Annotated in this window: 26 protein-coding genes and 1 tRNA gene; 1 reads left to right on the top strand and 26 read right to left on the bottom strand. The window is 39.4% G+C overall.

The features are described 5' to 3' along the window. Window positions 1-110: 110 nt before the first annotated feature. From RYM16_RS05410 to recG, 22 genes are all read right to left on the bottom strand, one after another. A complete protein-coding gene (locus tag RYM16_RS05410; RefSeq protein ID WP_314982795.1) occupies window positions 111-677 on the bottom strand; it encodes a response regulator in 567 nt (188 codons plus the stop codon). After that, window positions 678-2,066 (bottom strand): sensor histidine kinase, encoded by a 1,389-nt coding sequence (locus RYM16_RS05405; protein WP_314982793.1) that lies wholly within the window; start codon window positions 2,064-2,066, stop codon window positions 678-680. 2 nt (window positions 2,067-2,068) lie between these two features. After that, entirely contained in the window at window positions 2,069-3,100 is a 1,032-nt protein-coding gene (tsaD, locus tag RYM16_RS05400; RefSeq protein WP_314982791.1) for a tRNA (adenosine(37)-N6)-threonylcarbamoyltransferase complex transferase subunit TsaD, read from the bottom strand. Then, window positions 3,097-3,546 carry a ribosomal protein S18-alanine N-acetyltransferase gene (gene rimI / locus RYM16_RS05395; RefSeq protein ID WP_314982802.1) on the bottom strand — a complete coding sequence of 150 codons (450 nt, stop codon included), beginning with the start codon at window positions 3,544-3,546 and terminating at the stop codon, window positions 3,097-3,099. The genes tsaD and rimI overlap by 4 nt, the downstream gene beginning before the upstream one ends. After that, on the bottom strand, window positions 3,546-4,304 hold the full coding sequence (gene tsaB / locus RYM16_RS05390) for a tRNA (adenosine(37)-N6)-threonylcarbamoyltransferase complex dimerization subunit type 1 TsaB (protein WP_314982789.1): 759 nt from the start codon (window positions 4,302-4,304) through the stop codon (window positions 3,546-3,548). The genes rimI and tsaB overlap by 1 nt, the downstream gene beginning before the upstream one ends. Next, a complete protein-coding gene (gene tsaE / locus RYM16_RS05385; RefSeq protein WP_314982788.1) occupies window positions 4,288-4,782 on the bottom strand; it encodes a tRNA (adenosine(37)-N6)-threonylcarbamoyltransferase complex ATPase subunit type 1 TsaE in 495 nt (164 codons plus the stop codon). Before tsaE ends, tsaB begins: the two co-directional genes overlap by 17 nt. Further along, window positions 4,772-5,752: a thiamine-phosphate kinase gene (thiL, locus tag RYM16_RS05380; protein ID WP_314982786.1), complete on the bottom strand. Its 981-nt coding sequence runs from the start codon at window positions 5,750-5,752 to the stop codon at window positions 4,772-4,774. The genes tsaE and thiL overlap by 11 nt, the downstream gene beginning before the upstream one ends. Window positions 5,753-5,866: 114 nt before the next feature. Beyond that, window positions 5,867-6,427, bottom strand: a complete 561-nt coding sequence (locus RYM16_RS05375) for a GerMN domain-containing protein (RefSeq protein WP_314982785.1) — start codon at window positions 6,425-6,427, stop codon at window positions 5,867-5,869. Window positions 6,428-6,430: 3 nt separating this feature from the next. Further along, a complete protein-coding gene (locus tag RYM16_RS05370; RefSeq protein ID WP_314982783.1) occupies window positions 6,431-7,528 on the bottom strand; it encodes an N-acetylmuramoyl-L-alanine amidase in 1,098 nt (365 codons plus the stop codon). 245 nt (window positions 7,529-7,773) lie between these two features. After that, window positions 7,774-8,718, bottom strand: coding sequence for a ComEC/Rec2 family competence protein (locus RYM16_RS05365; protein WP_314982781.1), 945 nt, complete (start codon window positions 8,716-8,718; stop codon window positions 7,774-7,776). A 2-nt stretch (window positions 8,719-8,720) separates the two neighbouring features. Then, window positions 8,721-10,292 carry an NAD(P)H-hydrate dehydratase gene (locus RYM16_RS05360; RefSeq protein ID WP_314982779.1) on the bottom strand — a complete coding sequence of 524 codons (1,572 nt, stop codon included), beginning with the start codon at window positions 10,290-10,292 and terminating at the stop codon, window positions 8,721-8,723. A 1-nt stretch (window position 10,293) separates the two neighbouring features. Next, window positions 10,294-10,665, bottom strand: coding sequence for a holo-ACP synthase (gene acpS, locus RYM16_RS05355; protein ID WP_009351374.1), 372 nt, complete (start codon window positions 10,663-10,665; stop codon window positions 10,294-10,296). Window positions 10,666-10,733: 68 nt separating this feature from the next. Continuing rightward, entirely contained in the window at window positions 10,734-11,525 is a 792-nt protein-coding gene (locus RYM16_RS05350) for a hypothetical protein (protein WP_314982777.1), read from the bottom strand. Between the two features lie 94 nt (window positions 11,526-11,619). Beyond that, a tRNA-Leu gene (locus tag RYM16_RS05345) sits at window positions 11,620-11,703 on the bottom strand. A gap of 54 nt (window positions 11,704-11,757) precedes the next feature. Then, the gene (gene surE, locus RYM16_RS05340; RefSeq protein ID WP_314982775.1) at window positions 11,758-12,519 is read right to left on the bottom strand and encodes a 5'/3'-nucleotidase SurE; all 762 of its coding nucleotides are present in this window, start codon (window positions 12,517-12,519) and stop codon (window positions 11,758-11,760) included. Between the two features lie 17 nt (window positions 12,520-12,536). Further along, complete coding sequence (locus RYM16_RS05335) at window positions 12,537-13,799, bottom strand: glycosyltransferase family 2 protein (protein WP_009351363.1); 1,263 nt, start codon at window positions 13,797-13,799, stop codon at window positions 12,537-12,539. 19 nt (window positions 13,800-13,818) lie between these two features. Beyond that, entirely contained in the window at window positions 13,819-14,490 is a 672-nt protein-coding gene (gene pssA / locus RYM16_RS05330) for a CDP-diacylglycerol--serine O-phosphatidyltransferase (protein WP_009351323.1), read from the bottom strand. Continuing rightward, window positions 14,483-15,124, bottom strand: coding sequence for a phosphatidylserine decarboxylase family protein (locus RYM16_RS05325; RefSeq protein WP_009351347.1), 642 nt, complete (start codon window positions 15,122-15,124; stop codon window positions 14,483-14,485). The genes pssA and RYM16_RS05325 overlap by 8 nt, the downstream gene beginning before the upstream one ends. Window positions 15,125-15,137: 13 nt before the next feature. Then, on the bottom strand, window positions 15,138-15,860 hold the full coding sequence (locus RYM16_RS05320; RefSeq protein ID WP_009351364.1) for a WecB/TagA/CpsF family glycosyltransferase: 723 nt from the start codon (window positions 15,858-15,860) through the stop codon (window positions 15,138-15,140). A 15-nt stretch (window positions 15,861-15,875) separates the two neighbouring features. Beyond that, window positions 15,876-17,330, bottom strand: a complete 1,455-nt coding sequence (gene guaB, locus RYM16_RS05315; protein WP_273298476.1) for an IMP dehydrogenase — start codon at window positions 17,328-17,330, stop codon at window positions 15,876-15,878. A 76-nt stretch (window positions 17,331-17,406) separates the two neighbouring features. Beyond that, entirely contained in the window at window positions 17,407-17,592 is a 186-nt protein-coding gene (locus RYM16_RS05310) for a 4-oxalocrotonate tautomerase (RefSeq protein ID WP_004696087.1), read from the bottom strand. A gap of 132 nt (window positions 17,593-17,724) precedes the next feature. Then, entirely contained in the window at window positions 17,725-19,767 is a 2,043-nt protein-coding gene (recG, locus tag RYM16_RS05305) for an ATP-dependent DNA helicase RecG (protein ID WP_314982773.1), read from the bottom strand. A 223-nt stretch (window positions 19,768-19,990) separates the two neighbouring features. Here recG and rpmB point away from each other — a divergent pair, with 223 nt between their 5' ends. Continuing rightward, window positions 19,991-20,179 (top strand): 50S ribosomal protein L28, encoded by a 189-nt coding sequence (gene rpmB / locus RYM16_RS05300; RefSeq protein WP_008601135.1) that lies wholly within the window; start codon window positions 19,991-19,993, stop codon window positions 20,177-20,179. 85 nt (window positions 20,180-20,264) lie between these two features. On the opposite strand, the gene RYM16_RS05295 is transcribed toward rpmB, so the two are convergent. The 4 genes from RYM16_RS05295 to ppsA all read right to left on the bottom strand — a co-directional run bounded on the left by RYM16_RS05295 (window position 20,265) and on the right by ppsA (window position 25,192). Continuing rightward, window positions 20,265-21,254 carry a deoxyguanosinetriphosphate triphosphohydrolase gene (locus tag RYM16_RS05295; protein ID WP_314982771.1) on the bottom strand — a complete coding sequence of 330 codons (990 nt, stop codon included), beginning with the start codon at window positions 21,252-21,254 and terminating at the stop codon, window positions 20,265-20,267. Next, complete coding sequence (locus RYM16_RS05290) at window positions 21,251-22,072, bottom strand: pyruvate, water dikinase regulatory protein (protein WP_314982769.1); 822 nt, start codon at window positions 22,070-22,072, stop codon at window positions 21,251-21,253. The genes RYM16_RS05295 and RYM16_RS05290 overlap by 4 nt, the downstream gene beginning before the upstream one ends. A 10-nt stretch (window positions 22,073-22,082) precedes the next feature. Further along, window positions 22,083-22,712 carry a helix-turn-helix transcriptional regulator gene (locus RYM16_RS05285; protein WP_265138941.1) on the bottom strand — a complete coding sequence of 210 codons (630 nt, stop codon included), beginning with the start codon at window positions 22,710-22,712 and terminating at the stop codon, window positions 22,083-22,085. A gap of 98 nt (window positions 22,713-22,810) precedes the next feature. Next, window positions 22,811-25,192 (bottom strand): phosphoenolpyruvate synthase, encoded by a 2,382-nt coding sequence (gene ppsA / locus RYM16_RS05280; RefSeq protein WP_314982767.1) that lies wholly within the window; start codon window positions 25,190-25,192, stop codon window positions 22,811-22,813. Between the last annotated feature and the right edge of the window lie 172 nt (window positions 25,193-25,364).

The following is a 25,364-nucleotide window of genomic DNA, read 5'->3' as shown; positions in this document are numbered from 1 at the left end:
ATGTCAAAATAATTGCAAGTAAAAATTTTGATTTTTTGACTTTTTAGTTTTTATATGAATTAAAAGCAAAAAACTAGTATGAGTTTTAATCCTCATACTAGTCTTTTCTACTATTTTGAAACTTGATTAATTAATGCTTTACAGATATTAACAATACTATCTCGTTTTTTCATACTTAAGGCGCGAATGCGATTATAGGCTTCCGCTTCTGATATAGAGTATAACTCCATCAATATACCGGTCCCTTTTTGAATGATTTTACGATCTTCTAAGGACTGTTCTAATTCAGCCATTTTCTCACGTAGCTGAGCATCACTTTTATAACGACCTAATGCCATTTCTAAAGTAGGTACCAATTGCTCCTCTCGTACAGGTTTAATTAGGTATCCATATACGCCTGAGTCTCTAGCTTTATCGATTAAATCTTGTTGACTATAACTGGTTAACAACACAACAGGAGCTTCATGGTGAAAGCCAATCTGTCGAGCAGCTTCAATACCATCTAATTCTGGCATTTTAACATCCATTAAAATGATATCTGGTTTATGCTGTTTACAGAGTTGTATAGCTTCAACGCCATTGGTTCCCTCTGCTACGACCTCATGACCGCAAGACTCAATAATATCTCGCAAATCCATGCGTATAAGGGATTCATCATCGACGATTAAAACGCGCATTTACGCCTCCTTCTTCATATGTATTGTGGCCAATACACCATGACCAGTATTTTCTATGGATAAACGTCCTTTTAATTCATGAGTAACTAAATTATTTATAATTGTAAGTCCCAATCGTTTATTAGAGGAAATAGAAAAATCATTAGGCAATCCTTTGCCATTATCTGTGAAAGCTAATTTAATGTTTCCCCCTATGTCATTAACATGAAGATGAATTTCTCCATGCTCTCCTTCTAAACCATGTTCTAAACTATTAGTGATTAATTCATTAATGATAAGAGATACATAACTTGCCATATGAGAAGAAATCAATATATCTTCCCCACTATAAGTAAAGGTAACCTCTTGATCTTGTCTGACCATACTCATACGCAATAATCTACATAGCTCATCATAAATGGATCGTATACCAATATAATCCTCATCATAATGAGACACTATATCGTGAACTAGTGCCATACTTTCAATACGATTAATACCCTCTTGAAGAGCCTGTTTTACCTCTGGCAAGCTTGAACGTCTCGCCTCCATACGCAATAGACCGGCTACAGTTTGTAAGTTGTTTTTTACGCGGTGATGGACCTCTTTGATAATTGAGTTTTTTACCAACAATTCTTGTTGTTGCTTACTTTCACGAGTACAATCATGTAACACTAAAAAACATCTTGTTTCATTACGGCCCATAGCAATAGGAATCATATGCTGGCGAATCACCATATCTTGGTATATTTCTTCACTAGTATATATAGTTCTATCTGCCAAGACTTGTTGGATAGCCGATATTTTTAAAGTACTGCTATAAATAGATGAACCTACTAAGCGTCGATCAAAGCCTAATAAATCTACCAATTGTAATGCAGCATCATTGCCGTATAGAATTTTATGAGAATCATCAAAGATAATTAAACCATCAAAATAAGAGATAGGTTCGTAAGATTGGATTTGTTCATCCGTAGCAGTCAGCATGAGACGTTGCATCGTATCAGATAAAGTATATTCTTGTTCATATTGCTCTACCTTGATAGATGGGGACAGTGTAAAGGAAATACCACCAATAATACGTCCTCCATTGTCTACTACAGGAAAAACATGCTGCCTAAACTCATGATCGCCCCCAATGAGTGGCTGCCCATTTTCCATCATTACATGCCAAGTATGATTACCTTTTACGTGACGTGTAACGATTCCAGCTTCACTGCGTTCTATACATAACATATCAGCACGCTGTTGTATATCACCATGTGATTTCTTAAGCAGGGGCGTAAAAATCTGTATCCTTTGACGGGTCAAAGACTCGCCAAAGGATATAAGTTTACTAATATGCTCAAGTAATGAGGTTTGTAATGGTCCTAATGGTGTTGTATTTAAAATATCTTGACCAATATCCACAATTAATCCTCTTTCCAAGATACATGACCAATTTCAACACTTGGTTTCGCATTCAAGGTTAAATCGCCAAATTTACCAGCTTGTGCCATATAATAGGCTCGACAACCAATCATGGCCGCATTGTCCGTAGACAAAATTTTATGAGGCTTGTAATAAGTAAAGCCTTCTTCTTGGCACATAGCTTCTAATGCTTGTTGTAACCCCTTGTTAGCAGATACACCACCAGCAATAGTAATACGTGTTTCACCTAATGTGTGAGCTGCATCTTTTGTTTTTTCTACAAGCACATCAACGATGGCCTTTTGGAAGGACGCTGCCACATCGGCTTGATTGATGGGTTCATTCTTTTGTTGTTTGCTATTTAAATAGTTTAGTACTGCTGATTTCAAGCCACTAAAACTGAATTCAAAATTACCAGGTTCGCTCAAAGCCTTTGGAAACTCGATGGCATTAGCATCACCTTCCACAGCAAGAGCATCAATATGAGGGCCACCTGGGTATGGAAAGCCCATGACACGAGCAATTTTATCAAAAGCTTCACCAGCTGCATCATCTCGTGTTTGGCCAAGAATATCAAATTCTTCGTACCCTTTTACATGAACTAGCATTGTATGACCACCAGATACGACGAGGCTCAAAAATGGAGGCTCTAATTCTGGATTAGCTAAGAAATTAGCAAAAATATGACCTTCCATATGGTGAACTGGCACCAAAGGAATGCCCGTAGCAAAGGATAAACCCTTTGCTGCTGCTACACCTACCAACAGTGCACCAACAAGGCCGGGACCATAGGTAACGCCAATGTGGTCGATATCTTGTAAGGTCACATTCGCATCTCGTAGCGCTTGATCTATAACAGGTATAACTTGTTCTATATGGTGACGCGATGCAATTTCAGGCACAACGCCACCAAATTTTCTATGAATCGGCACTTGGCTAGAAATAACATTAGATAAAACAGTTCGTCCATCCTTTAAGACAGAGGCTGATGTTTCATCACAGCTACTTTCCAAGGCTAATGTGTATATACTCATTCTATTTCCTCTGAAACGAGAGACATAATGTACGCATCTTCCGTAGGCTCTGAATAGTACTCTTTACGAATTCCTTTTACAGAAAAACCTAAATTTCTATACATAGCCAATGCGGCTAAATTAGATATGCGCACCTCTAAAAAGATTTCGTGCATGCCTCGCGCAAAACATTCATCAATTAATTGCTTTGTAAGTTTTGATCCGTATCCTTTACCACGGGCAGAAGGCAAAATGGCAATATTCGTAATTTGACCTTCATCGTATACAAGCCAAGCACCTGCATATCCTACAATGTGGTTCTCCTCACAAATTACCATATATAGTTTATTTGCTGCACCTTCCAGCTCAGCGAGAACAGATTCTAACCTCCAAGGAACAGAAAAGGACTGCTGTTCGATCTCATAAATAGCGTGAGCATCCTCAATAGTGGCTAAACGTATCTCCATCATTCTGCACCTGCTGCCTCGGTCACTACTACGGTAGGATTTTGGCTCAACATGGCAGGATTATCCTTATGGCGTTCTTCCCATAATACTTCCGCTTCTGAGCGGCGAATATAATACGGTACCATATCCATAGGATCAGATACTTCATTTGTATCTATTAACTTACGACCAGCTAACAGTAACGAACTAGCCTTCGGAATACGTTGTGATATATCTAGAATCGTTAAATTAGTATCCTTTTCCTCTAACAGTTTTTCAATACGTTTAATGCCATCCCCAAGGAATAATACTTTATCATCATTTGCTCTAAATCGGTCTAACAAATCACTGGCAGGTATAACAAATGGCTCTTCCTTGCACACTAGTTCATGATCTTCGTATTGATAAATGCCCGCATAGACATGTTTCTTCTGTGCATCAATAACGGTACAAATTGTATGATCAGTATAGGATACATTGTGCGCTAAGCTATCCATAGTCATAACACCATATAAAGGAATTTGTAGGGCGTAAGCCATTGCCTTTGCTGTCCCCATACCAATGCGTAAGCCCGTAAAGGAACCAGGCCCAATACTAACTAGGATTCCTTTTAATTCACTTCTATCAACTTGAGAGGCACGTAACAAAATATCAATATGAGGTACTAATTGCTCGGAATGAGTCAATCCAGCTTGGATGGTCAATTCCCCTATAAGGTTATGTTCGTCCATCAAGGCCACACTCGATACGAGTGAGCTCGTCTCAATTCCCAACCACATATGGGCCTCCTATTTCTACTAAATTTTCCGCTGTAAGGTAATCACTACCTAAAATAATAGATCGGCTTGTATCACCAATGGGCTTTAAATAAATCCACAATGTTTCATCAGGCAATTCATCAGGGAATTTATCCGCCCATTCCACAATGGATATACAATCTTCTGTATATTCGTAAAAGCCAATATTTTCCAGTTCACTAATATCATCCAAGCGATACACATCAAAATGATATAAATGCGTTCGATTCACATCATAGGTATTCATAATGGCAAAGGTAGGACTTGTAATCTCCTCTGTTACGCCAAAGCCTTTAGCTATGCCCTGGGATAAATGAGTTTTACCCGTCCCTAAATCACCAATTAAGGCAATACATAAAGGATCTCCATTCTGTTGTACCCATTTACCGAGTATCTGCCCAAATTGTTGTGTATCTTCTACTGTATGTGTCTCTAATTGGACCTGTGCCTTATGATTCATGAAAATGATTATATCCTTTCGCTTCTATGGTCTTAATCGTTCTATCCTGTGTTACCATCTCAACCTTTGGAGGGCCAGTTACAACCTCTCCAATCAATGTAATACCTGCTAGATTTTCTAATTTCGGAACTAATGACTTAGGGGCCGTAAATACTAGTTGAAAGTCTTCTCCACCATATAGAGCATAATCTACTGGCTTAGTTTGTAAATGCTTCGCTAATGCATAGGTTTCTTCGTGCAGTGGAATAGCTGATTCCTCTACAAGGATAGAAACATTGCTAGCAGATGCAATTTCATTTAATTCACTACCAAGACCATCGCTAATATCATTCATACTATGAACACCTAACTGTCTCAATTGTTTCCCTAATTCAATTTGCGGATCGGGACGTTGATGACCTATCTTAGTCATATCATAGCCTTCTAGATTGTATGAAAGTGCGCCTAATCCAGTGGCAGCATAGCCTACATAATTAGTAATGCCGACAACATCGCCTACTTGAGCACCACTACGCATAACCGCAGTTCCTTTAGGTACCTCACCAATAATCGTTACGGTCCACACCATAGGTCCTTCCGTGCGTACCGTGTCACCACCTAATATATTTAAATTATATCGTTGGCATTGAGCTTTAATGCCTCTATATATTTCATCTAAAATTTTTGTATCTATATGTGGTGGAGCTGCAACAGATAAGACAATTTGTTTTGGTGTCCCCCCCATAGCCGCTATATCGCTTAGATTAGCCGTCATGAGCCGATGTCCTACATCATAAGGCTTCATATAGTGAAAGCTAAAATGAACTCCTTCCACCATCGTATCCGTACTAATGAGTTGATCCATATCTGGTGCGGCACTATATACTGCACAGTCGTCACCAATACCATACACTACGGTACTAGAGTCATATATTGTATTATCTTGAATTTGGCGAATGAAATTAAATTCCCCTACATCTTTTAATTGCATCTGATCACCTAGTTTCTGATTATTATACTCATTGTATTGTAACATATATAAAAGACAACAAAAATAGCAGATAGTTGATATATCAACTATCTGCTATCAATGTTCCTAAAGGAATTATTTTTTGATTAAGTTCGTCATCCGTTTAACTGGATCTTTAGTATCAAAGGAGCCTACTGAAGAAACCTTTTTACCATCGCTGACGAAGAGAACACCATTAATATTATCAAAGGATGTCAATGTATTGACAATGGCAGCCATTTGTAATTTAACAGTTAAGTCCCCACCATTACCTTTTACGAAGGCATTGTTTACTTCAACAGAAGCAATACCGTCCTTTACAGTAACAGATGTAACCTCAATATCCTTAGTAAATATTGGATATTTTTGAGCTCTGTCAGCTTTTAACATCGCTAGAAGAGCTGCTTTCGGCGTTACTTTATTCGCCTCCATCTCAACGGTCTGTTGTTTTACCCCAGAACCATCCTCTGTTGGTACAAAGAATACCATCTTAACCTTTTCTTGAGATACTTTTGTAGTTTCTGCATCCTTATTGACTTTCGCCTCTTGCACAGGCTCGCTTTTACCTGTTGTAGGAGCTTGTTCAGGTGTACAACCTGCTGCAAATGCTAGCATACCTACACAGAGGATCGAAAGAACTTGTTTACGTAATTTCATCGATTAACCTCCAAAGTAATTAGCAATACCATTTGCAATGCGATTAGCAAAGTCTTCTTGTGTTTGAGCAGATTGTAATGCTCGTTCCTCGTTAGGGTTGGAGATAAAGCCAAGCTCTACGAGAATTGCAGGCATATTAGAATGTCTCAACACGTATAAGTTCCCCTCTTGAATGCCACGGTCACCATTGAAACCAGGTGTATTAGCAATTTGAGTTTGAACCTTTTGTGCCAATCTAGCATCATTACCTGATTTACTGTAGTAGTATGTTGCAATACCACCCACGCTTGGGTTAGTGAAAGCATTGATATGAACACTTACAAGAACATCAGAATTATTTCGGTTCGCAATATTAACGCGAGCACCTAATTCTTCAACACCACTTGCATTAGGGCCATATACGTCTACGTCTGTAGTACGTGTCATAACTACTTTAGCACCACGGCTTTCCAAAGCGGATTTCAAATACTTAGAAATTGGTAATGTTACATTTTTCTCTTGTAAGCCATGTGGTCCTATAGCACCGGAGTCGCTACCACCATGACCAGGGTCGATAGTAATTGTTTTACCAGCTAAACCACCGCTACTTGAGTATTTACCGGATCCAGCCGGTACATTTTTCGCAGGATGTGCAGAAGGAGATGGGCGTTTACCATAGTAAGCAGGTTTAGGTGTTACACCTTTTTTCTGAACATCTACAACGATGCGATATGGTTTCTTATTAACCGTATCTTTTTTCAGGGAAAATACCTTTACATCACTCGTATCGATAGATGAAGGTGTCTTGATTGTAACCTTAACATCTCTGCCGTCTTCTGAGAGTTTAGCAGAACTAGCTATGCTTGAGTCCATTGTAATGTTCTCTTTAGCAGTCTTTAGCTTCGTGTTTTTCAAGGTAACAGTCGTCGTTTTCCCATCTTTGCTAATCGATGCGGACGCTTTCACCGGCGCTGACAAATCCATAACCATACGAACATATGGTACAGGTGCATCTGTTCTAGTCACCCATCGGGCATCTTCAAGATTAGCGGCCTTCGCTTGAGTCAATAATAAAGGTATCGCCATCAAGACTGCAAGGCACATAAAAAATAGTTTACGCAATACATTCACTCCAATCTAACTGACATACATAGTGTCCAAACCATAGAGATGAGTCGATGATATCTTTGTCTATCAAAATCTCATCGTTCCAATCTATCCATAAACTAATGTTAGATTATAGATAGATTATTTCATACAAACATGAAGATAAGTATGCCGATTATACATATTACTATATAAAGTCTTTATATCAAAGACACAATAAACAGTTGCTTAAAATTATTTTTTATGCTATACAATCGACGCTATCGTTCAGTCGTAATCTGCCATTCATTCCCATCCGTACTAATGTGAATACGTCCCATCGTATCCGTACGGTAAATGGCAATATTGTTTTCCTGTAAACGACGTAATATTACATCGTGAGGATGACCATACTTATTATACATTCCATTTGAAATTAATGCACTTTCTGGTTTAATAGATTTCAAAAAATCTTCAGAGCTACTTGTACGAGAACCGTGATGACCTACCTTAAGAACGCGTGCAAACAGTCTTGAATTCTGCTCTTTTATCAGTTTTTTCTCTTCTTGTAATTCTGCATCTCCCGTAAAGAGCATTGAGAATTTACCAAAGATTAACTTACCTACAATAGAGTTATTATTGAGATCTGGTTCGCCTTTTTTATCAGTTAAGACCTCTGTCCAAGGAGCATACACAACAAATACGGCACCATGACCAAAATCAACTACATCACCACTTCTCAAAGTAGAGCGCTTGATTTTATTTTTTTCAATCCACTTTTCATAGGTTTTGAACATATTGTTATCAACAGAAATACCATCATCATATACATTTTCAATAGGCATTGCTTTGGCAATGGCATAGAAACCACCCATGTGATCTGCATGAGGATGCGTAATTATAATATTTTTTAACTTTGTAACCCCCATGGCTTTTAGCTGAGCTACAATATTCTCTCGATGTTCAATATCGCCAGTATCGATCATGCTATATTCATCGCCCACCTTAAGCAATATAGCATCACCTTGGCCAATATCTAGCATATATACATCTAGCTTACCTTCAGGTGTAGTTGTCTTAGTATCAATAGAGTAAGCCCCATTAGCACTAGAGGTCGCCTGATTAGCAGCATTAGCTACATCTTTATTTGTACAACCTGCAATGGCAAAGATAGGAATACATAATACTAGCAAAAAAGCTATAAAGCGTTGTATTTTATTTGTCATTCTTATTCTCCCAACAGTTCACTAATTACACATCCTAGTGAAGTGCTTACATCACTAGGTGTATACCCCCAAGCCTTAGTGTCGTTCAAAATATCAGCACTACGACTATGCACATATACGCCGAGAACTGCACTATCTTGTAAAGAATAACCTTGGCTAATGAATCCAGCGATTACACCGGTTAGTACATCCCCCATACCGCCAGTCCCCATACCAGCGTTGCCAATCGTATTAACATATACAGTTCCATCTGGCAATGCTACAACAGAAGGAATCCCTTTTAATACTAAAACAACTTGATGTGCCTTAGCAAATTCTCTTGCTAGCGTAATATAATGACGCTCAATCCATTTGATCGGCAAGTCAATAAGTCTGCTAAATTCACCTAAGTGAGGTGTCATAACACAATAAGGTAGATTTCGTTTCACCGCGTATATAGACTCAATATCCCCATCGCGCAAGGCATCTTTATCAACAGAACCTACATGGCCCAATGCATAAAGAGCATCTGCATCAAGAACCAATGGACCTTCGTAGCTATCTAAAATAGAATCTACAAAATCAGGAATATCACTAGTACGTCCTAGGCCTGGTCCCATAGCAACCACTTGACGCCCTTCTAACATAGCTTTATGAGCCTCTGTAGAGGTAACCATTACTTCCGGTATAATGCGACCTTGTACGACTGGTTTAATCACTTCTGGTACACCTAAAGTCACCTTGCCAGCGCCACTATGAACTGCAGCCTCTGCAGCTAAAATAGGAGCCCCTATCATATCATTAGAGCCACCAATAATCAAGGCATTCCCATTGACGCCTTTATGAGCCATAGGAATCCGATAGTTAATAAGCTTTTCCGATAAATCAGAATCAATTGTTACAGTAATATCACGATCTCCTAGCACTTGCTGCCAAGGTGCTCCTAACGGAGCAACAACAGCTATCCCCCCTACAGCCTTGCCAGGATATAGTAATAATCCTTGTTTAATGGCACCAAAGGTAACTGTGTAATCATAGGCCAATGTACCTTCAGCTATTTGACCTGTTGTAGCATCTAAGCCAGCAGGTACATCAATGGCCCACAAATCAAAATTATATTGACTGCGCATAGTATCAATATCATGGAGTACATCCACAGTTAAATCTCTCAACTTTCCAGTTAAGCCTGTTCCCATAATACCTTCCACAGCAACAGCTACATTAGACCAATCGTTAAATTCATCATACATATCGATGATACAACCCATGGCCTCACACCGTTCTAATTGCAATGCAAAAAGATCACTACATTTGCTAGTATCTCCTACTAGTACAATTTGTACAGGTACGCCTTGTTCCATTAAATGGCGAGCCGCTACCAGACCATCTGCCCCATTATTTCCTGTACCGCAGATAAATAGAACAAAACTATTGATAGAACGGGCGTTATCTAAGGTAAACAAATCATATTGTCCCCATAAAGCATCAACAATGCCTCGTCCTGCATTTTCCATAAGGATTTCTAAAGAGACACCTAATTGCTTAGGAACCTCTCGATCTATAAATCGAGCATCTTCAGTTGTTAAAATATTCATCTTATGCTCCTTCAAGTATAACCGTACTCATTGCGTATTCCTTGCAATGACTAATTGATACGTGAATATTAGTATAACCTAAGGTTTCATAGATATTTTTGAAAGTATCTTGTAAACGGATCAAAGGCGCCCCTAATTCATCGTGATATATTTCTATATCTTGCCAAGATCCGTGCCGCATCCCCGTTCCTAGCGCTTTAATAAACGCCTCTTTTGCGGCATAAATTCCTGCGAAGGATTCATAACGCCCTTTATTACGACTTTCACAATAATCTATCTCATGAGGCGTATACACACGTTCCACAAATGAACTAGACCGCTCTATAGCTTGGCGGATACGTTCAATTTCTATAATATCGTTCCCTAATTTCATAATAGCTCCTAAAATACCCTAACACTATTATTATACACTCTTAAAAGGGATTAAAACATAGATAATATCTAGGCATTTACAGAGAATGGTAAACTAGGCAAGCCGTAAATTTCAACTTTCTCCTTACGATTTACAGCCATATACATTTGACCATTCCGATAATCCATATCCTCAACCTCCATACCAGATGTATAAGGACTAATATTTTTCACAACCCCTTCTTCATCGACAAAAACAAAGGTTGTTAAGGTTGTAAAAATAGTATTACCATTGCCAGTATAAGCACCATTATTGTTTAAATCTGTATGCTCTGCGTCAATCTTATAAGTCTTAATCTTATTAAAATTAGAGTCATAATAATTAATCGTACGATGAGAATTTGTTAACGGCACAATAGATACGTATTCATTACGGTCTTTATCAAAGGCAAAGTTAAACACCTTTTCTTTTAATCTAATAGGTGCTTCTACAATCATACTATCCGCCTCTATAGGCGTAACAATATAACCATCTACAACGGCATTTGTCGTATAGTAGCGATTATTGTTAGGATTATAAGTTAAGGTATTCATGTGACCTAACAGCTTTTTGTGACTATATTCATATTTTGCAACTATCTTAAAGGTTGTAGGATTAATTTCGTAAATAATTTGCTTTGTATTTTCAGAGTTAATACAAGCTAAAACAAAAACATCTTTTTTAGAGTTATAACAAAATCCTTGGCATTGATTTACGCCCGCATCTAATGGGATTTCTGCTAAACGAGATAAAGGCAATGGCATTTGAACAGCACTTACATGTTGTGTTAGCTTTGGAATATCAAAGACATTAGCAATATAGTCAATTACACCTTGATCCATAATGTCACCTCAAAAAAGGAAAATGTATATTAAGTATATAAATTCAATAAATATAAAAAATAGGCGGTAAGACAAAAGTCTTACCGCCTAAAGTTGGTGCCGGAGGTGGGACTTGAACCCACACGGTGTTACCCGCTTGATTTTGAGTCAAGTGCGTCTGCCATTCCGCCACTCCGGCGTCTCGGAACATTTGTTATTATACAGACATCCCTAAATAATGTCAACCTGTTTTTTATATTTTCTCTAAAATATTTTTAACAGCTTTCATATCGGAATCACATTGTTGTTTCCACGTAAGTGCTACCCCTGTAATATATCCCTTACGAGCATATTCTACATCAGTAGGCACACTTTCAGCACCATAATCTAATTCACCTGCTAGCCAATAGTAATCCTGCCCTCTTGAGTTAATACGAGCATCGATAATATTACTATAAGTCTGCAAGCCTTGGCTCACCATTTTAAAATGATCCCAATCGCAAATGCCACGCAATGGGAAGTTCACATTAAGCAAACCGCTAAACTGGCCCTTAACATAAATTTTATCAATTAATTCATGAATAAAGGGATGCATTTCAGCGCCTCGTTCAGCAGAATAGCGCTCAACAGACAAAGCTAATCCTGGAATGCTGTAAAAACAACTTTCCATAGCAGCTGATACAGTACCAGAATACAATACATCAGAGCCTAAGTTAAAACCATGATTAATACCAGAAATTACAAGGTCAGGCATATCATCAGTCAATAAATAACTAAGGCCAAACTTCATACAATCAGACGGCGTTCCCGTTAGAGCATAAAGGCGAGGATTTTCATCCTCGCCTTTGTACGCATCTAGTTTTAATGGAACCTCAGTCGTCAATGCATGGGATTTAGCACTTTGCTCATTCGCAGGTGCTACAACGGTAATTCGATAATATTGACTTAAGTACGATGCAAGATGGCGTAAACCATCTGCTAAAATACCATCATCATTACACATTAAAATATGCATAGTCACTCCTACAGATTCTATTTTTTATTCTTATTCATATTTCCCATACGCGTTAATTTAACATCATCTAAGCCAACGGCTCTCGTATGAACTGTGTGAGACCATACTTTGTTATGACGACGGAACCAACCTAAAATATTTACTGGAATCCAAGAATAAACAAATAATGGATATAGTAAATAGTAGAACCAAATCTTTGGTGGCACCTTAATTTTCAATAACACGATTAATGGGAATAAATATTGACCAACACCGATAATAGTCCAAACAGACATTGGCATAATTTGATACAAAATATTTGTATAAATTGGAGTATACGCATTGATGTAAGACAACACCAAGTATACAGTAGTCAACAATAAGAAATAGGGTTGACTCACTTGGAAAATACCATCCAAAATCATAATATTCCCGGTTTTGATGCCTGTAGCAAACAATTTAGGTATATATCGACCAGCACAGTCAAATTGGCCTTGAGCCCAACGTAAACGCTGTTTACAGGAGGCCATCATGGTCGTTACCTTCTCATCGTATACGATGGCATCGTGGCCCCAACATGTACGGATACCATGAGTTAATAACTTCATGGAGAATTCCATATCCTCAGTCAAGCTATTACAATCCCAACCGTACTCGCGAATGATAGATGTACGGATACACATACCTGTACCACCCAAAGCGGTAGACAAACCAATGCGATATTTTGCTAAATGCCACATATGGTTTACCATCCAAAACGCGATGGAGAACGTACCTGCTACCCAAGAATCCGTTGGGTTTTTAGAGTTCAAGTAACCTTGAATTACAGACTCACCTTTTTCAAGGTGATCATTCATTTCTAACATAAATTGTGGATGTACTAAATTATCGGCATCAAAGATAAGGAAGGCATCGTATTTCCTTTCCATTTTCTCTACTCGATCAAACATCCACCCCATGGCATAACCTTTACCTACTTCTTGTTTATTTTCGCGCACATGCACATTAGCACCAGCAGCACTAGCAACTTCAGCTGTCTTATCTGTACAGTTATCTGCTACCACAAAGATATCGTACAGCTCATCAGGATAATCTAAGCCACGTAAGTTTTTTACTAACTCACCAACTACTGCTTCCTCATTATGAGCACATACAACGATGGCAAAGGAATTTTTAGGGGTATAGTTTTTATGTACTCGCGACCGCCACATACCAACAACGGCGAGTATAAAATAATAAACCGTATAGATTACGATTATTACCTGCATAGGGATCAGTAGTAGATCCAGTAGGTAATTCATACTATTTTCCTCCACACACCTATTTACGTACTATATTTAAAGCCCCATTGATGAGCCCAAACATTACATAGCCTGCAAAAATCATAACAGCCCAAGTATGCCAATCATACACAAGACATGCTATCACAAAAATTGCTGTAAGCACATAAGAAAGCTTATTAATATAAATTTCGCTCTTACCTTTAAAGTCAGGATATTTTACTTCACTAACCATGAGGATGCCTACACCAATCATACAAACTACCAATACAAATTGAGGCACCGATACGCCACACAATACGTACGTTGCCGCCAAACAGCCTGCAGCTGGAATTGGTAATCCTTCAAAGTAACCATGTACTTCATCGGTTTTAATATTAAAACGAGCAAGGCGGAATGCACCAAGGACAGCAAACACTAATAGTGGTACATAGGCTATCCAGCCTAAACCGTAGAGTTCTTTCATATAGAGCATGTAAGCCGGCGCTACACCAAAGCCTACAACATCTGACAAAGAGTCTAGTTCACGCCCCATAGGTCCTGCCACACCTAAAGCTCTCGCTACACGACCATCTAAACCATCAGCAACTAAGGATAATAGTACGCAGATAGCAGCATAGAAGGTATTCCCTGTGGCAGAGAATGTGATACCTAGCACACCAAAAGCTAAATTAGCACTGGTAAACAAATTTGGAATAATAGATTTATTCATGACGCAACCTCCCGATAACAGTGTCTCCACCTGTAATATGTTGACCTTTTTCCACGAATAACTCTACATTCTTATCCATATAGAGCTCAGTACAGGAACCGAACTTAATCATTCCGTACAATTGACCGCGTTCAAGCTCGCTATCTAAATCTGTCCAAGATACGATACGTCTTGCTAAAAGGCCTGCGATTTGTGTTACCAAAACGGAGGTACGATCATTCTCAATACAAATAGTATGACGTTCATTTTCAAAGCCTACATCATCTTTGAAGGCAGGCAAAAAGCTGCCCATCGTATAGTGACGGTACGTAATTTTACCATCTATAGGCGCACGATTAGCATGTACGTCAAAAACAGAAAGGAAGATAGTCACCTTTTTACATTCTTTATGTAAGTAAATATCTTCATATACATCAGAAATATCCATGATTTTCCCATCTGCAGGGGACAAAATCAATTCTGGATCTTGAGGGATTACACGTTTAGGATTTCTAAAGAAATTGACGAAAAATAATGCCAAAATAAATGAAATAATCGCAATTACATAATGCCCTAAAAATCCTAATACCACTGTAATAACGAGCATAGCCCCTATCAGTGGAAATCCTTCCTTAATAATTGGTCCTGTAGGCACGATTCAACACTCCCTATTTATTTCTAATAACGGTCCACATAAACTTTGGAATAGCCAACATGCGGCCAATCCGTTGAGGTTCTAAATATAATCGATACAACCATTCAAGTCGATTTCGTTGCATCCATTCTGGAGCCCGAGGAATATTACCTGCCAAGACATCAAAGGAACCACCAATACCGATAGCTACTACGCCATCAAGGTGACTCAATTTTTCTGCAATCCATTGCTCTTGCTTTGGTACACCTAAGGCAACAAATACTAATTTCGCCTTAGATTCACCAATAGTATTAATGATTTCTTGTTCCTCTGCGCTATCGAAGAATCCATCATGAATTCCTGCTATATTTAACTCACCCACTTGAGCCGCCAAATTATCAACTGCACGCTGAGCAACACCAGGTGCCGCCCCTAAGCAGTATACAGGAATATGATGGGTAGCCGCAACTTTGAACAACTCCTTAGTTACGTCTACACCTGTTACACGTTCAGGTACATGTTCACCTTGACGTTCTGCAGCCCACAAAATGCCAGCCCCATCAGGCACGACGAGACTAGCATCATTCAATATGGTGTGCAATGTAGGATTTTCATTAGCCAACATAACCATTTCTGCATTAGCCGTGGCTACTAAGTGTAGCCCCGGCTGTTCAGTCAATTGTAAGATTCGTTGGACTGCCTCATCCATTGTTACACAATCGATAGGCACAGATAAAACAGAAATACGTTTATTCAATGTAATACTCCATTATCAACCACTATAATTTGGTGCCTCAACGGTAATGCTTACATCATGCGGATGACTTTCTCTCAAACCAGCCGCTGTAATTTGAATGAATTGAGTATTTTCAATCATTTCTTGGATGTTATGACATCCGCAATACCCCATACTTGCACGCAAACCACCAACCATTTGGAAAATTGTATCGGCCAACATACCTTTATACGGTACGCGACCTTCTATACCTTCAGGAACTAATTTTTTAGCTTCTGTTTGGAAATATCGATCTTTACTACCAAGCTTCATAGCCCCTAAGCTACCCATGCCACGGTACACTTTATAGGAACGACCTTGGTAAATCACTTGTTCCCCTGGGCTTTCATCAGTACCAGCTAAAATATTGCCCATCATAACTACATTGGCACCAGCTGCAATAGCCTTAGCAATATCGCCAGAGTATTTAATGCCCCCATCAGCGATGATAGGAATTCCATAGCGACGACCTACTTGAGCAGCCTCATAGACCGCTGTAATTTGAGGTACCCCAATACCAGCAATAACGCGAGTTGTACAAATAGATCCAGGGCCAATACCAACCTTAACAGCATCAGCACCCGCTTCAATGAGAGCCTCAGTACCTGCTGCAGTAGCCACATTACCAGCAATTACTGGAATGTGAGGATAGGCTTGTTTAATGTCCTTCAATGTACGTAGTACACCTGCAGAATGGCCATGAGCAGTATCAACGATAATCACGTCAGCTTTAGCAGATACAAGGGCATCAAGACGATCATACATATCTTGAGATACACCTACTGCGGCACCAACTAATAATCGACCACTAGTATCCTTAGCTGCATTTGGATATTTTGTCGCTTTTTCAATATCTTTTATAGTAATTAAACCTTTTAAGTTACCATCGCCATCTACGAGAGGTAATTTTTCAATACGATGTTCACTTAAAATTGCTTTCGCCTCTTCAAGAGATGTACCTTCTGGTGCAGTAACAAGGGAATCCTTTGTCATGCAATCTCCAATTTGGCGAGTTAAATCAGTTTCAAAACGCATATCGCGATTTGTAATGATCCCTACTAGTTTACCATGTTCTGTGATAGGTACACCAGAAATTTTATATTTTTCCATAATTTCTGCTGCATCAGATAGTAAATTTTGAGGACTTAAGAAAATAGGATCAACGATAACACCATGTTCAGAGCGCTTTACCTTGTCAACTTCATGGGCTTGTTCTTCAATAGACATATTTTTATGGATAACGCCAAGGCCACCTTCACGCGCCATAGCAATAGCCATACGGGATTCAGTAACTGTATCCATCCCAGAACTAATCATAGGGATATTCAATGTAATGTCACGAGTTAATTGGGTTTTTAACTCTACTTGACTTGGCAGCACATCAGAAGCAGCTGGTACTAATAATACATCATCAAAAGTGAGTCCACGCATACCGAATTTATCGTCTCTCATTATTTATTTCCTTTCCGTATAATAAAACAAAACTACGACCCGCCTAGTCCCTATGGACTAGGCGGTCAGTCGTAGCTTAGCGTTCAGACCGCAAAATGCCGCCTTCCATATAATCATCTTTTTTCATATCTACGAAGATAACTTTTACTGCATCAGCAGGAACATTTACGATATCAACCGCAGCTTTAGTGATAGCTTCACCTAATTGTTTCTTTTGTTCTTTTGTGCGCCCTTCAACGAGCTCTACATGGATAATTGGCATATTAACCTCCATAGATGAAAAAATGAAATAAATTGTTTGTTCTATTATACGGTATGAGGAACATATACACAAGGGAAAAAGCCAGATAAAATCTAATATTATCGATACTTATGTACTTATTATTCCTACCTCTTAATTATACAATATTCTTAGGAATTTTTCACCAAATCTTTTTTCTAATTCTTCTTTCATAACAGATTCTAATGTTTCCATACCAAATTGACTAGCAAAGTCTAGTACATCCTTGCGCGCCTCCACTAGAATTTCGATATCTTTAATGATATTAGCAACCCGTAAATCAGGTAAGCCCGATTGAGCTAATCCAAATAATTGACCTGATCCGCGAAGCAATAAATCTTGCTCCGCTAATTCAAAACCATCTTGAGTTTGTTCCATCAGCTTCAAACGCTCTTGGCTTACGTCATTTTTTGAATCACTTACAAGGATACAATAGGACTGATGAGAACCACGACCCACACGGCCACGCAACTGATGTAATTGAGACAAGCCAAATCTCTCAGCCCCTTCAATACACATGATGGTCGCATTAGGTACATTGACACCAACCTCGATAACCGTAGTGGAAACTAGTAATGAAATGTCTCCCTTATGAAATGCATTCATTACTTCATCCTTTTCACTAGGTTTCATTCGGCCATGAACGAGTCCCACTTCATAGGCCTTGTAAAAGTACTCTTTTAGTTCTAAATACAATTCTTCTGCAGCTTGCAAGTCTAATTTTTCCGACTCTTCAACGAGTGGGCATACTACGTAGACTTGGCGTCCTTCCTCCATCTCCTTACCAAAGAATGCTCGTAGTCGATCTTTATACGAACTATCTACAACATAGGTTTTTACAGGCTTACGACCTGGTGGCATCTCTTTAATCAAGGATACTGCCAAATCACCGTACACAGATAATGTCATAGTTCGAGGAATCGGTGTAGCCGTCATGATGAGTACGTGAGGATATGTACCCTTCTGTTGTAACCGAGCCCGTTGTTCTACACCAAAGCGATGTTGTTCATCTATAATAACAAGTCCTAAGTTGTGAAAGTTAACACCTTCTTGAATAAGAGCATGGGTGCCAATAATCATATGAATCGATCCATCAGCTAACCCTTCATAGATACGTTCTTTTTCTTTTTTTGTAGTAGAGCCCGTTAATAGCTCTATGGTAATCCCCAAATTACCACACACTTCTGTTATACCTTCGTAATGTTGTGCTGCCAAAATCTCCGTTGGAGCCATTAACGCCCCTTGGTACCTATTTTCAATGGCTTTCAACAAACTCAACGTAGCTACAACAGTTTTACCAGAGCCTACATCACCTTGTAACAACCGTTGCATAGGCCGTTCATCTTCCATATCGATACGTATGTCCTCTAATGCACGCTGTTGATCACCGGTCAACGAGAATGGTAGATTTTCAATACATTTAGCCATTAACTCTCCATTAGGTCCCATCTTCGGACCTCTATGGCACTGCTCTTTATTACGCAACAACGCTAAGCCCGCTTGCATGACAAATAACTCTTCATAAGCGAGTTGATGACGAGCCTCTTCGTAACGCTCAGAGGAATCGGGAAAATGCATCATCTTAAATGCATCATATCGACTCATATAATGGTGAGCCTCCCGAACCTCTTTAGGTAAAATCTCAGGTAACTCATGATTAGCGGCAAACCAATTTCGTACCGATGACCGCACAACAAATTGAGATACCCCTTCAGCCAACGCATAAATAGGAACGATACCTCGATCTGGTTCCCCACCATCTCCCAAGTTTTCTATTTGTGGCGTATTCATCTGCATAGAGCCATATTGAAATTCCGCTTTGCCATATGCATATAAACGCTGCCCTTTTTTGTAAAAGTTCTTCTTATAGCCTTGGTTAAATAGCACAATCTTTAAAGGACCTGTACCATCTGCAATGACTACTTCTAAAATAGACAATCTAGGGCGAGGACGTTTCTCTTGAACTGCTATAACAGTACCTACTACTCCACCAGTCATGCCAGATTTTAAATCACCAATTCTATAAATCGTACGGCGGTCTTCATAGGTTCTTGGGAAATACGTTAACAAGGATGTTATATTGGTAATTCCCAACTTATGTAATTGTTTCTCTCGACCAGGACCAATCCCCTTTATGGTCGTCAACCGTTCATCCATAGAAACTCCTTTAAATATACGATAAACACATGAGATATATCCAATTTCTGTATACCCTTGTGTAAAAGCCCACTCATATCATAGAATATGATATATAGTATACCTTATATTGTAGTATATTTCATAAAAAGAGCAATATGTACGATAAAAATACTTGCTTTAACCTAGTCTTTATGATAATATACTTTTGTTATGTTATAGATTAAGCTTGGAGGTGGAAACTATGGCAAACCTTTGCGAAGTATGTGGTAAATCCACATCTAGCGGTATGAACGTGAGTCATTCTCACATTCGCACAAGAAAAACTTGGAAACCGAACATTCAAAGAGTACGGGCGGTTGTAGACGGTGCTACTAAAAAAGTAAACGTATGCACTCGCTGCCTTCGTTCTAATAAAGTTACACGCGCGTAAAATAAAAAGTACATGTACTCTTTGGGGTTCTAGAGCCCCAAAAAAAGCAGTTAGTTCAATTTGAACTAACTGCTTTTTTTGTTATTTATAAGGTAATATTTGGAATATAGTATTGTTTAAAGAGCTTAATAGCATATTGATCTGTTAAGCCTGCTACATAGTCTACTACATCGAGTGTAGAATAAAATTCCTTACCACTTTCACACCCTTCCATATCATCTGGGTGCTCCATAAAGTGAGTAAATAAATTTTTTACTACATGGGATGCCTTTTTACGATCAGGAATTAACGCTGGTGCCAAGTAAACGTTTTTAAACATAAATTGGCGGAATAGATTCATGGTCATTTCCACATCTGCAGACATAGATATGGCTGGCTTGTCTAAAGATTCTCGTACCATATCCTCTACCATGGCTGTAATCATGCTAGATGGAGTCATACCGAAATGCTCGCGCACTTCAAAAGGTAACTCCTCAGCGGTCAACATACCTGCCCGTTGTGCATCGTCAAAATCGTGGCACAAATAAGCAATGCGGTCCACAATACGAATGATTTGACCTTCCAAAGTAACAGGGATATGTGCCCCTGTATGACCTACGATGCCATCACGTACAGCAGTCGTTAAATTAAGACCTTGGTGGTCGCCATGCTTTTCTAAGACTTCAACCATACGCAAGCTTTGCTCATTATGATTAAAGTGCCCCACCATGTCGCGCAATGCATATTCACCGACGTGACCAAATGGCGTATGTCCCACATCGTGGCCCATGGCAATTGCCTCTACAAGATCTTCGTTTAAACGCAATGCACGTGCTACAGTGCGCCCAATTTGACCTACCTCAAGGGTATGAGTCATACGCGTCCGATAATGGTCACCTGGTGCAATATACACTTGTGTCTTATGCTTTAACCGCCTAAAACATTTACTGTGAATAATGCGGTCCCGGTCGCGTTGGAACGCTGTTCTAAGTGGATCGGGAGCTTCCTCTACATCACGGATGGCATCGCGGCTTTTAGCTGCATAGGGGGACAGGAGCAAAGCCTCCCGTTCCTCTATTTGTTCCCGTATATTCATCTACCCTCCGATGCGCGATTTTTATCGATTAACTGCATCACAAGAGAAGCTGTTTCTTCAATGGATTTATTAGAAACATCTAGTACTTGGCAGTGCAAACGGCGCATAATAGCTTTAGCATATTCTAGTTCGGCCTGAATACGCTCAATAGATGCATAGTTTGCTTCGTCTTCAAGACCGATAGCGCGTAAACGTTCACTACGAATATTATTTAATTTGAATGGGTCAATAATAAGGCCTACAATTTTTTTTGCGGGAATTTTGAATAACTCCTCTGGCAATGGTACCTCAGGTACCAATGGCAAATTGGCAGCTTTAATCTTTTTGTACGCCAAGAACATAGACAATGGTGTCTTACTTGTTCTAGATACACCAATGATGACAACATCGGCCTTCTCAAAACCAGATGGATTTTTACCATCGTCATATTTTACGGCAAATTCAATGGCTTCAACCTTTTTGAAATATTCTTGGTCAAGCTTATGAACCATACCTGCCGTCATACGAGGCTTAGTCGTTGCTACAGTACCAACTGCATCGAGAACAGGCCCCATGATATCTACAGCAGGAATATTGTACTCTGCTACCTTCTCATGAAGATATTTGCGCAAAGACTCGGACACGATAGTATGACAAATAACGTGATGACCACGCTTTGCATCGTCTACGATTTCATCGATTTGGCTTTCACTATCGATATAGGGAATGCGCACAATTTCAATTTGTTCCTTATCATATTGACTCGCCGTAGCTCGCGCTACAGCCTCTGCGGTTTCCCCTAGGGAATCCGATATTGCATAAATAATTTTTTCTGCCATTCTATCAACCTCAATGTATGCTACATTCTAAAAATACTTTTGCTACCGTCGTTTTCGACACGCGGCCCACGACCTTTAAGCGTTTCTTGTTCCCTACGTCCTCGCGAACGACAACAGGTAAACAATCTACTTCATAATCTATCATCTTCTGTGCCGCCTCTACTAACGTATCGGAAGGCTCCACAGTTATAACCTTACTAACAGGGGTCATGATCATAGATATAGGCATGGCGTGCGAATCTGTTTGTCCCATAGAGGCGCGCAGTAAATCCTTTCGAGATACGACGCCTACTAGGTACGAATCATCACACACTAAAATCGTACCTACATCCTCTGTAAATATAGTAACAATCGTGTCATATAAACTAGTTTCCCCACTAACCACGACTGCTTGAGATAATACATCACTTACCAGAAATGACTTTAATCGCTCAGCCGTTTGTGTTTCCTTTGAAAGCCCTACGTAGTAATAACCTACATTAGGACGTGCATCTAGCACACCTAACATAGTTAATACAGATAAATCTGAACGCAATGCAGATCGTGTGACCTCTAAATGTTCAGCAATAGCACTGCCTGTTACAGGACCTTCTTCACGAACGATTTGAGCAATTTGTTCTTGTCGTTTCGACAGTTTCACACGGTAACCCCCTTTCATCTCTGTTTGTATTATATCCTAAGTTACCATTCAGAAAAAGAGGAGACCTACGGGCCTCCTCTTTCACCATAACTATATTATTACCAATTTAGTTCGTCAGATTCTTGACGACCACGACCAGTCATAGCATCGAGCATAATTCTTTGTTCGATTTGAGCCACCATTTTCTTAGTGCTCACAACCGCATCTGGGTTAACAGAAATGGAGTCGATACCGCTCTTCACAAGGAATTCGCAAAGTTCAGGGTATACACTTGGTGCTTGGCCACAGATGGATACAGTTTTACCATCTTTGTGTGCTACTTCGATAAGATGACGAATGGCTCTACGAACAGCTAAATTACGTTCATCGTAAATATGTTGAACTGTTTCGTTATCGCGGTCACAACCGAGAACAAGCATTGTCAAATCGTTAGAACCAATGGAATAACCATCTACATATTTATTGAATTGATCAGCTAAGATAATATTTGCTGGAATTTCAGCCATGAGCCAGATTTTGAAATCTTTACCGCGTACAAGGCCTTCTTGAGCCATCAAATTAGTTACCAGTTCAGCTTCCTCTACAGTACGGCAGAATGGAATCATAACTTGTAGATTTTTGAATCCAAATTCATTACGTACTTTTTTGATTGCTTCTAATTCTAATTTGAAAGCAGGTGTGTATTTAGGATCATAGTAACGAGAAGCACCACGCCAGCCAAGTAATGCACTGGATTCATGTGGTTCGTATTTGTCGCCACCTTTAAGATCACGGTATTCGCTAGATTTGAAGTCGCTCAAACGAACCACAACTTGGCGAGGAGCTAATGCTTGGCAAACTTTACGCATACCTTCTGCCAATGTATTTACAGCAAAATCACTGCGACCTGTTTCGATAAGGTGCAATGGATGTTCATGGATGAAAGTAGTCCAAATGAACTCTTCACGCATAAGACCGATACCATCACATGGCAATACACCATGTTTTTCAGCCAAATCAGGATCGCCTAAGTTCATATAAATCTTAGTGCCTGTTACAGGAACAGATTCAGCAACAACGCTGGCAGCAGCTTGTGCTTCTGGCTTTTTAACGATATCTTCTAATACGCCATCGTATACAATACCATTTGTAGCATCAACAGTAATCATTTGACCATCTTTAATAGATGTAGTCGCTTCATGGCTACGGCTCTTAGTACCTACGATACAAGGAATACCAAGCTCACGGCTAACGATGGACGCATGACAAGTCATACCACCAGCATCAGTAACGATAGCTTTTGCCTTTTTCATAGCAGGAACCCAGTCAGGAGCCGTCATAGCTGTGACAAGGATTTCCCCTTCTTTAAACTCGTCAATATCCTCAGGGTTGATGATTACGTGAGCTTTACCTGCTGCATTACCAGGGGAAGCTGGTAAACCTTTTACAATAATTTCACGATTGCCCGCATCTAAAGTGCTAGCTTTTTCAGTTGTTTCTGGTTTTTCTTTACGGGACCAAACTGTTTCTGGACGAGCTTGTAAAATCCAAATTCTACCGTCACGCTCATCTACGCCCCATTCCATATCCATGTAGCAACCATAATGTTTTTCGATTGCTTTAGCGTATTCAGCAAGCTCCAATACTTGAGCATCTGTAATAACTTGTTGTTTAGCTTCGTCTGCAGGAACAACCTCTTCAACGCAGTCCCCATCAGGCTTACGAACTAAACGGATATGTTTGTCATTGATCATGCGGTCTGTAATTTCCATTTTCGCTTTATCTACACGGAAATTATCTGGTGTAACTGTACCTTGTACAACGTATTCACCAAGACCCCAAGAACCTTCGATGAGAATATTGTTGTCATTGCCTGTTACAAGGTCAACAGTGAACATTACGCCAGCCGCTTTAGAGAATACCATCATTTGAACGGCAGCACTCAATGCTACTGTCATATGATCAAAACCTTGTTTTACACGGTAATATGTTGCCCGGTCTGTGAAAGTAGATGCATAGCATTCTTTAACTTTTTCGATAATAACATCAGCACCACGTACATTTAAGTATGTATCTTGTTGGCCTGCAAAGCTTGCATCTGGCAAGTCTTCCGCTGTTGCACTAGAACGAACTGCTACGAACGGATTTTCTTCGTTTACTTTTTTACCAAGTTCTTCATAAGCATGACGGATAGCATCTGCCAAAGCTTGTGGCATTTCTTCCTGACAAATCATGCGGCGAATCTTAGCACACACTTCGCGCAATAATGCAGAATTTTCTACATCATCTAACGCATCAAGCTCAGCGCGGATTTTATCTTCCAAACCTGTAGCTTTCATAAACTCACGATAACCATGAGCAGTTGTAGCAAAGCCATAAGGAACAGGTACATTAGTGGAGGACGTCAATTCCCCTAAGGAAGAAGACTTACCACCAACTAAATTAACATCTTCACGTTTTAATTCATCAAACCAAAGTACGTATGCTGTTTCGCGATTCATGTGAGAACCTCCTAGTCAATTAGTGCAACACATTAAACCTTTTACACATAAATAGTATACCTTAATTTAAAATCTGTCAATTTATATAGGCATTTATATGCCAATAAAAATGATGAAAAATCATAACCACCCGTAGAACGGGTGGTTTGCTCTGACCCTATAAGGGTCTTTC

This window comes from uncultured Veillonella sp. (genome assembly GCF_963524655.1).
In the GTDB taxonomy this organism is placed as follows: Bacteria; Bacillota; Negativicutes; order Veillonellales; family Veillonellaceae; genus Veillonella.
The sequence above is the reverse complement of the archived record's forward strand: the minus strand, read 5'-3'. Positions and strand labels throughout refer to the sequence as shown.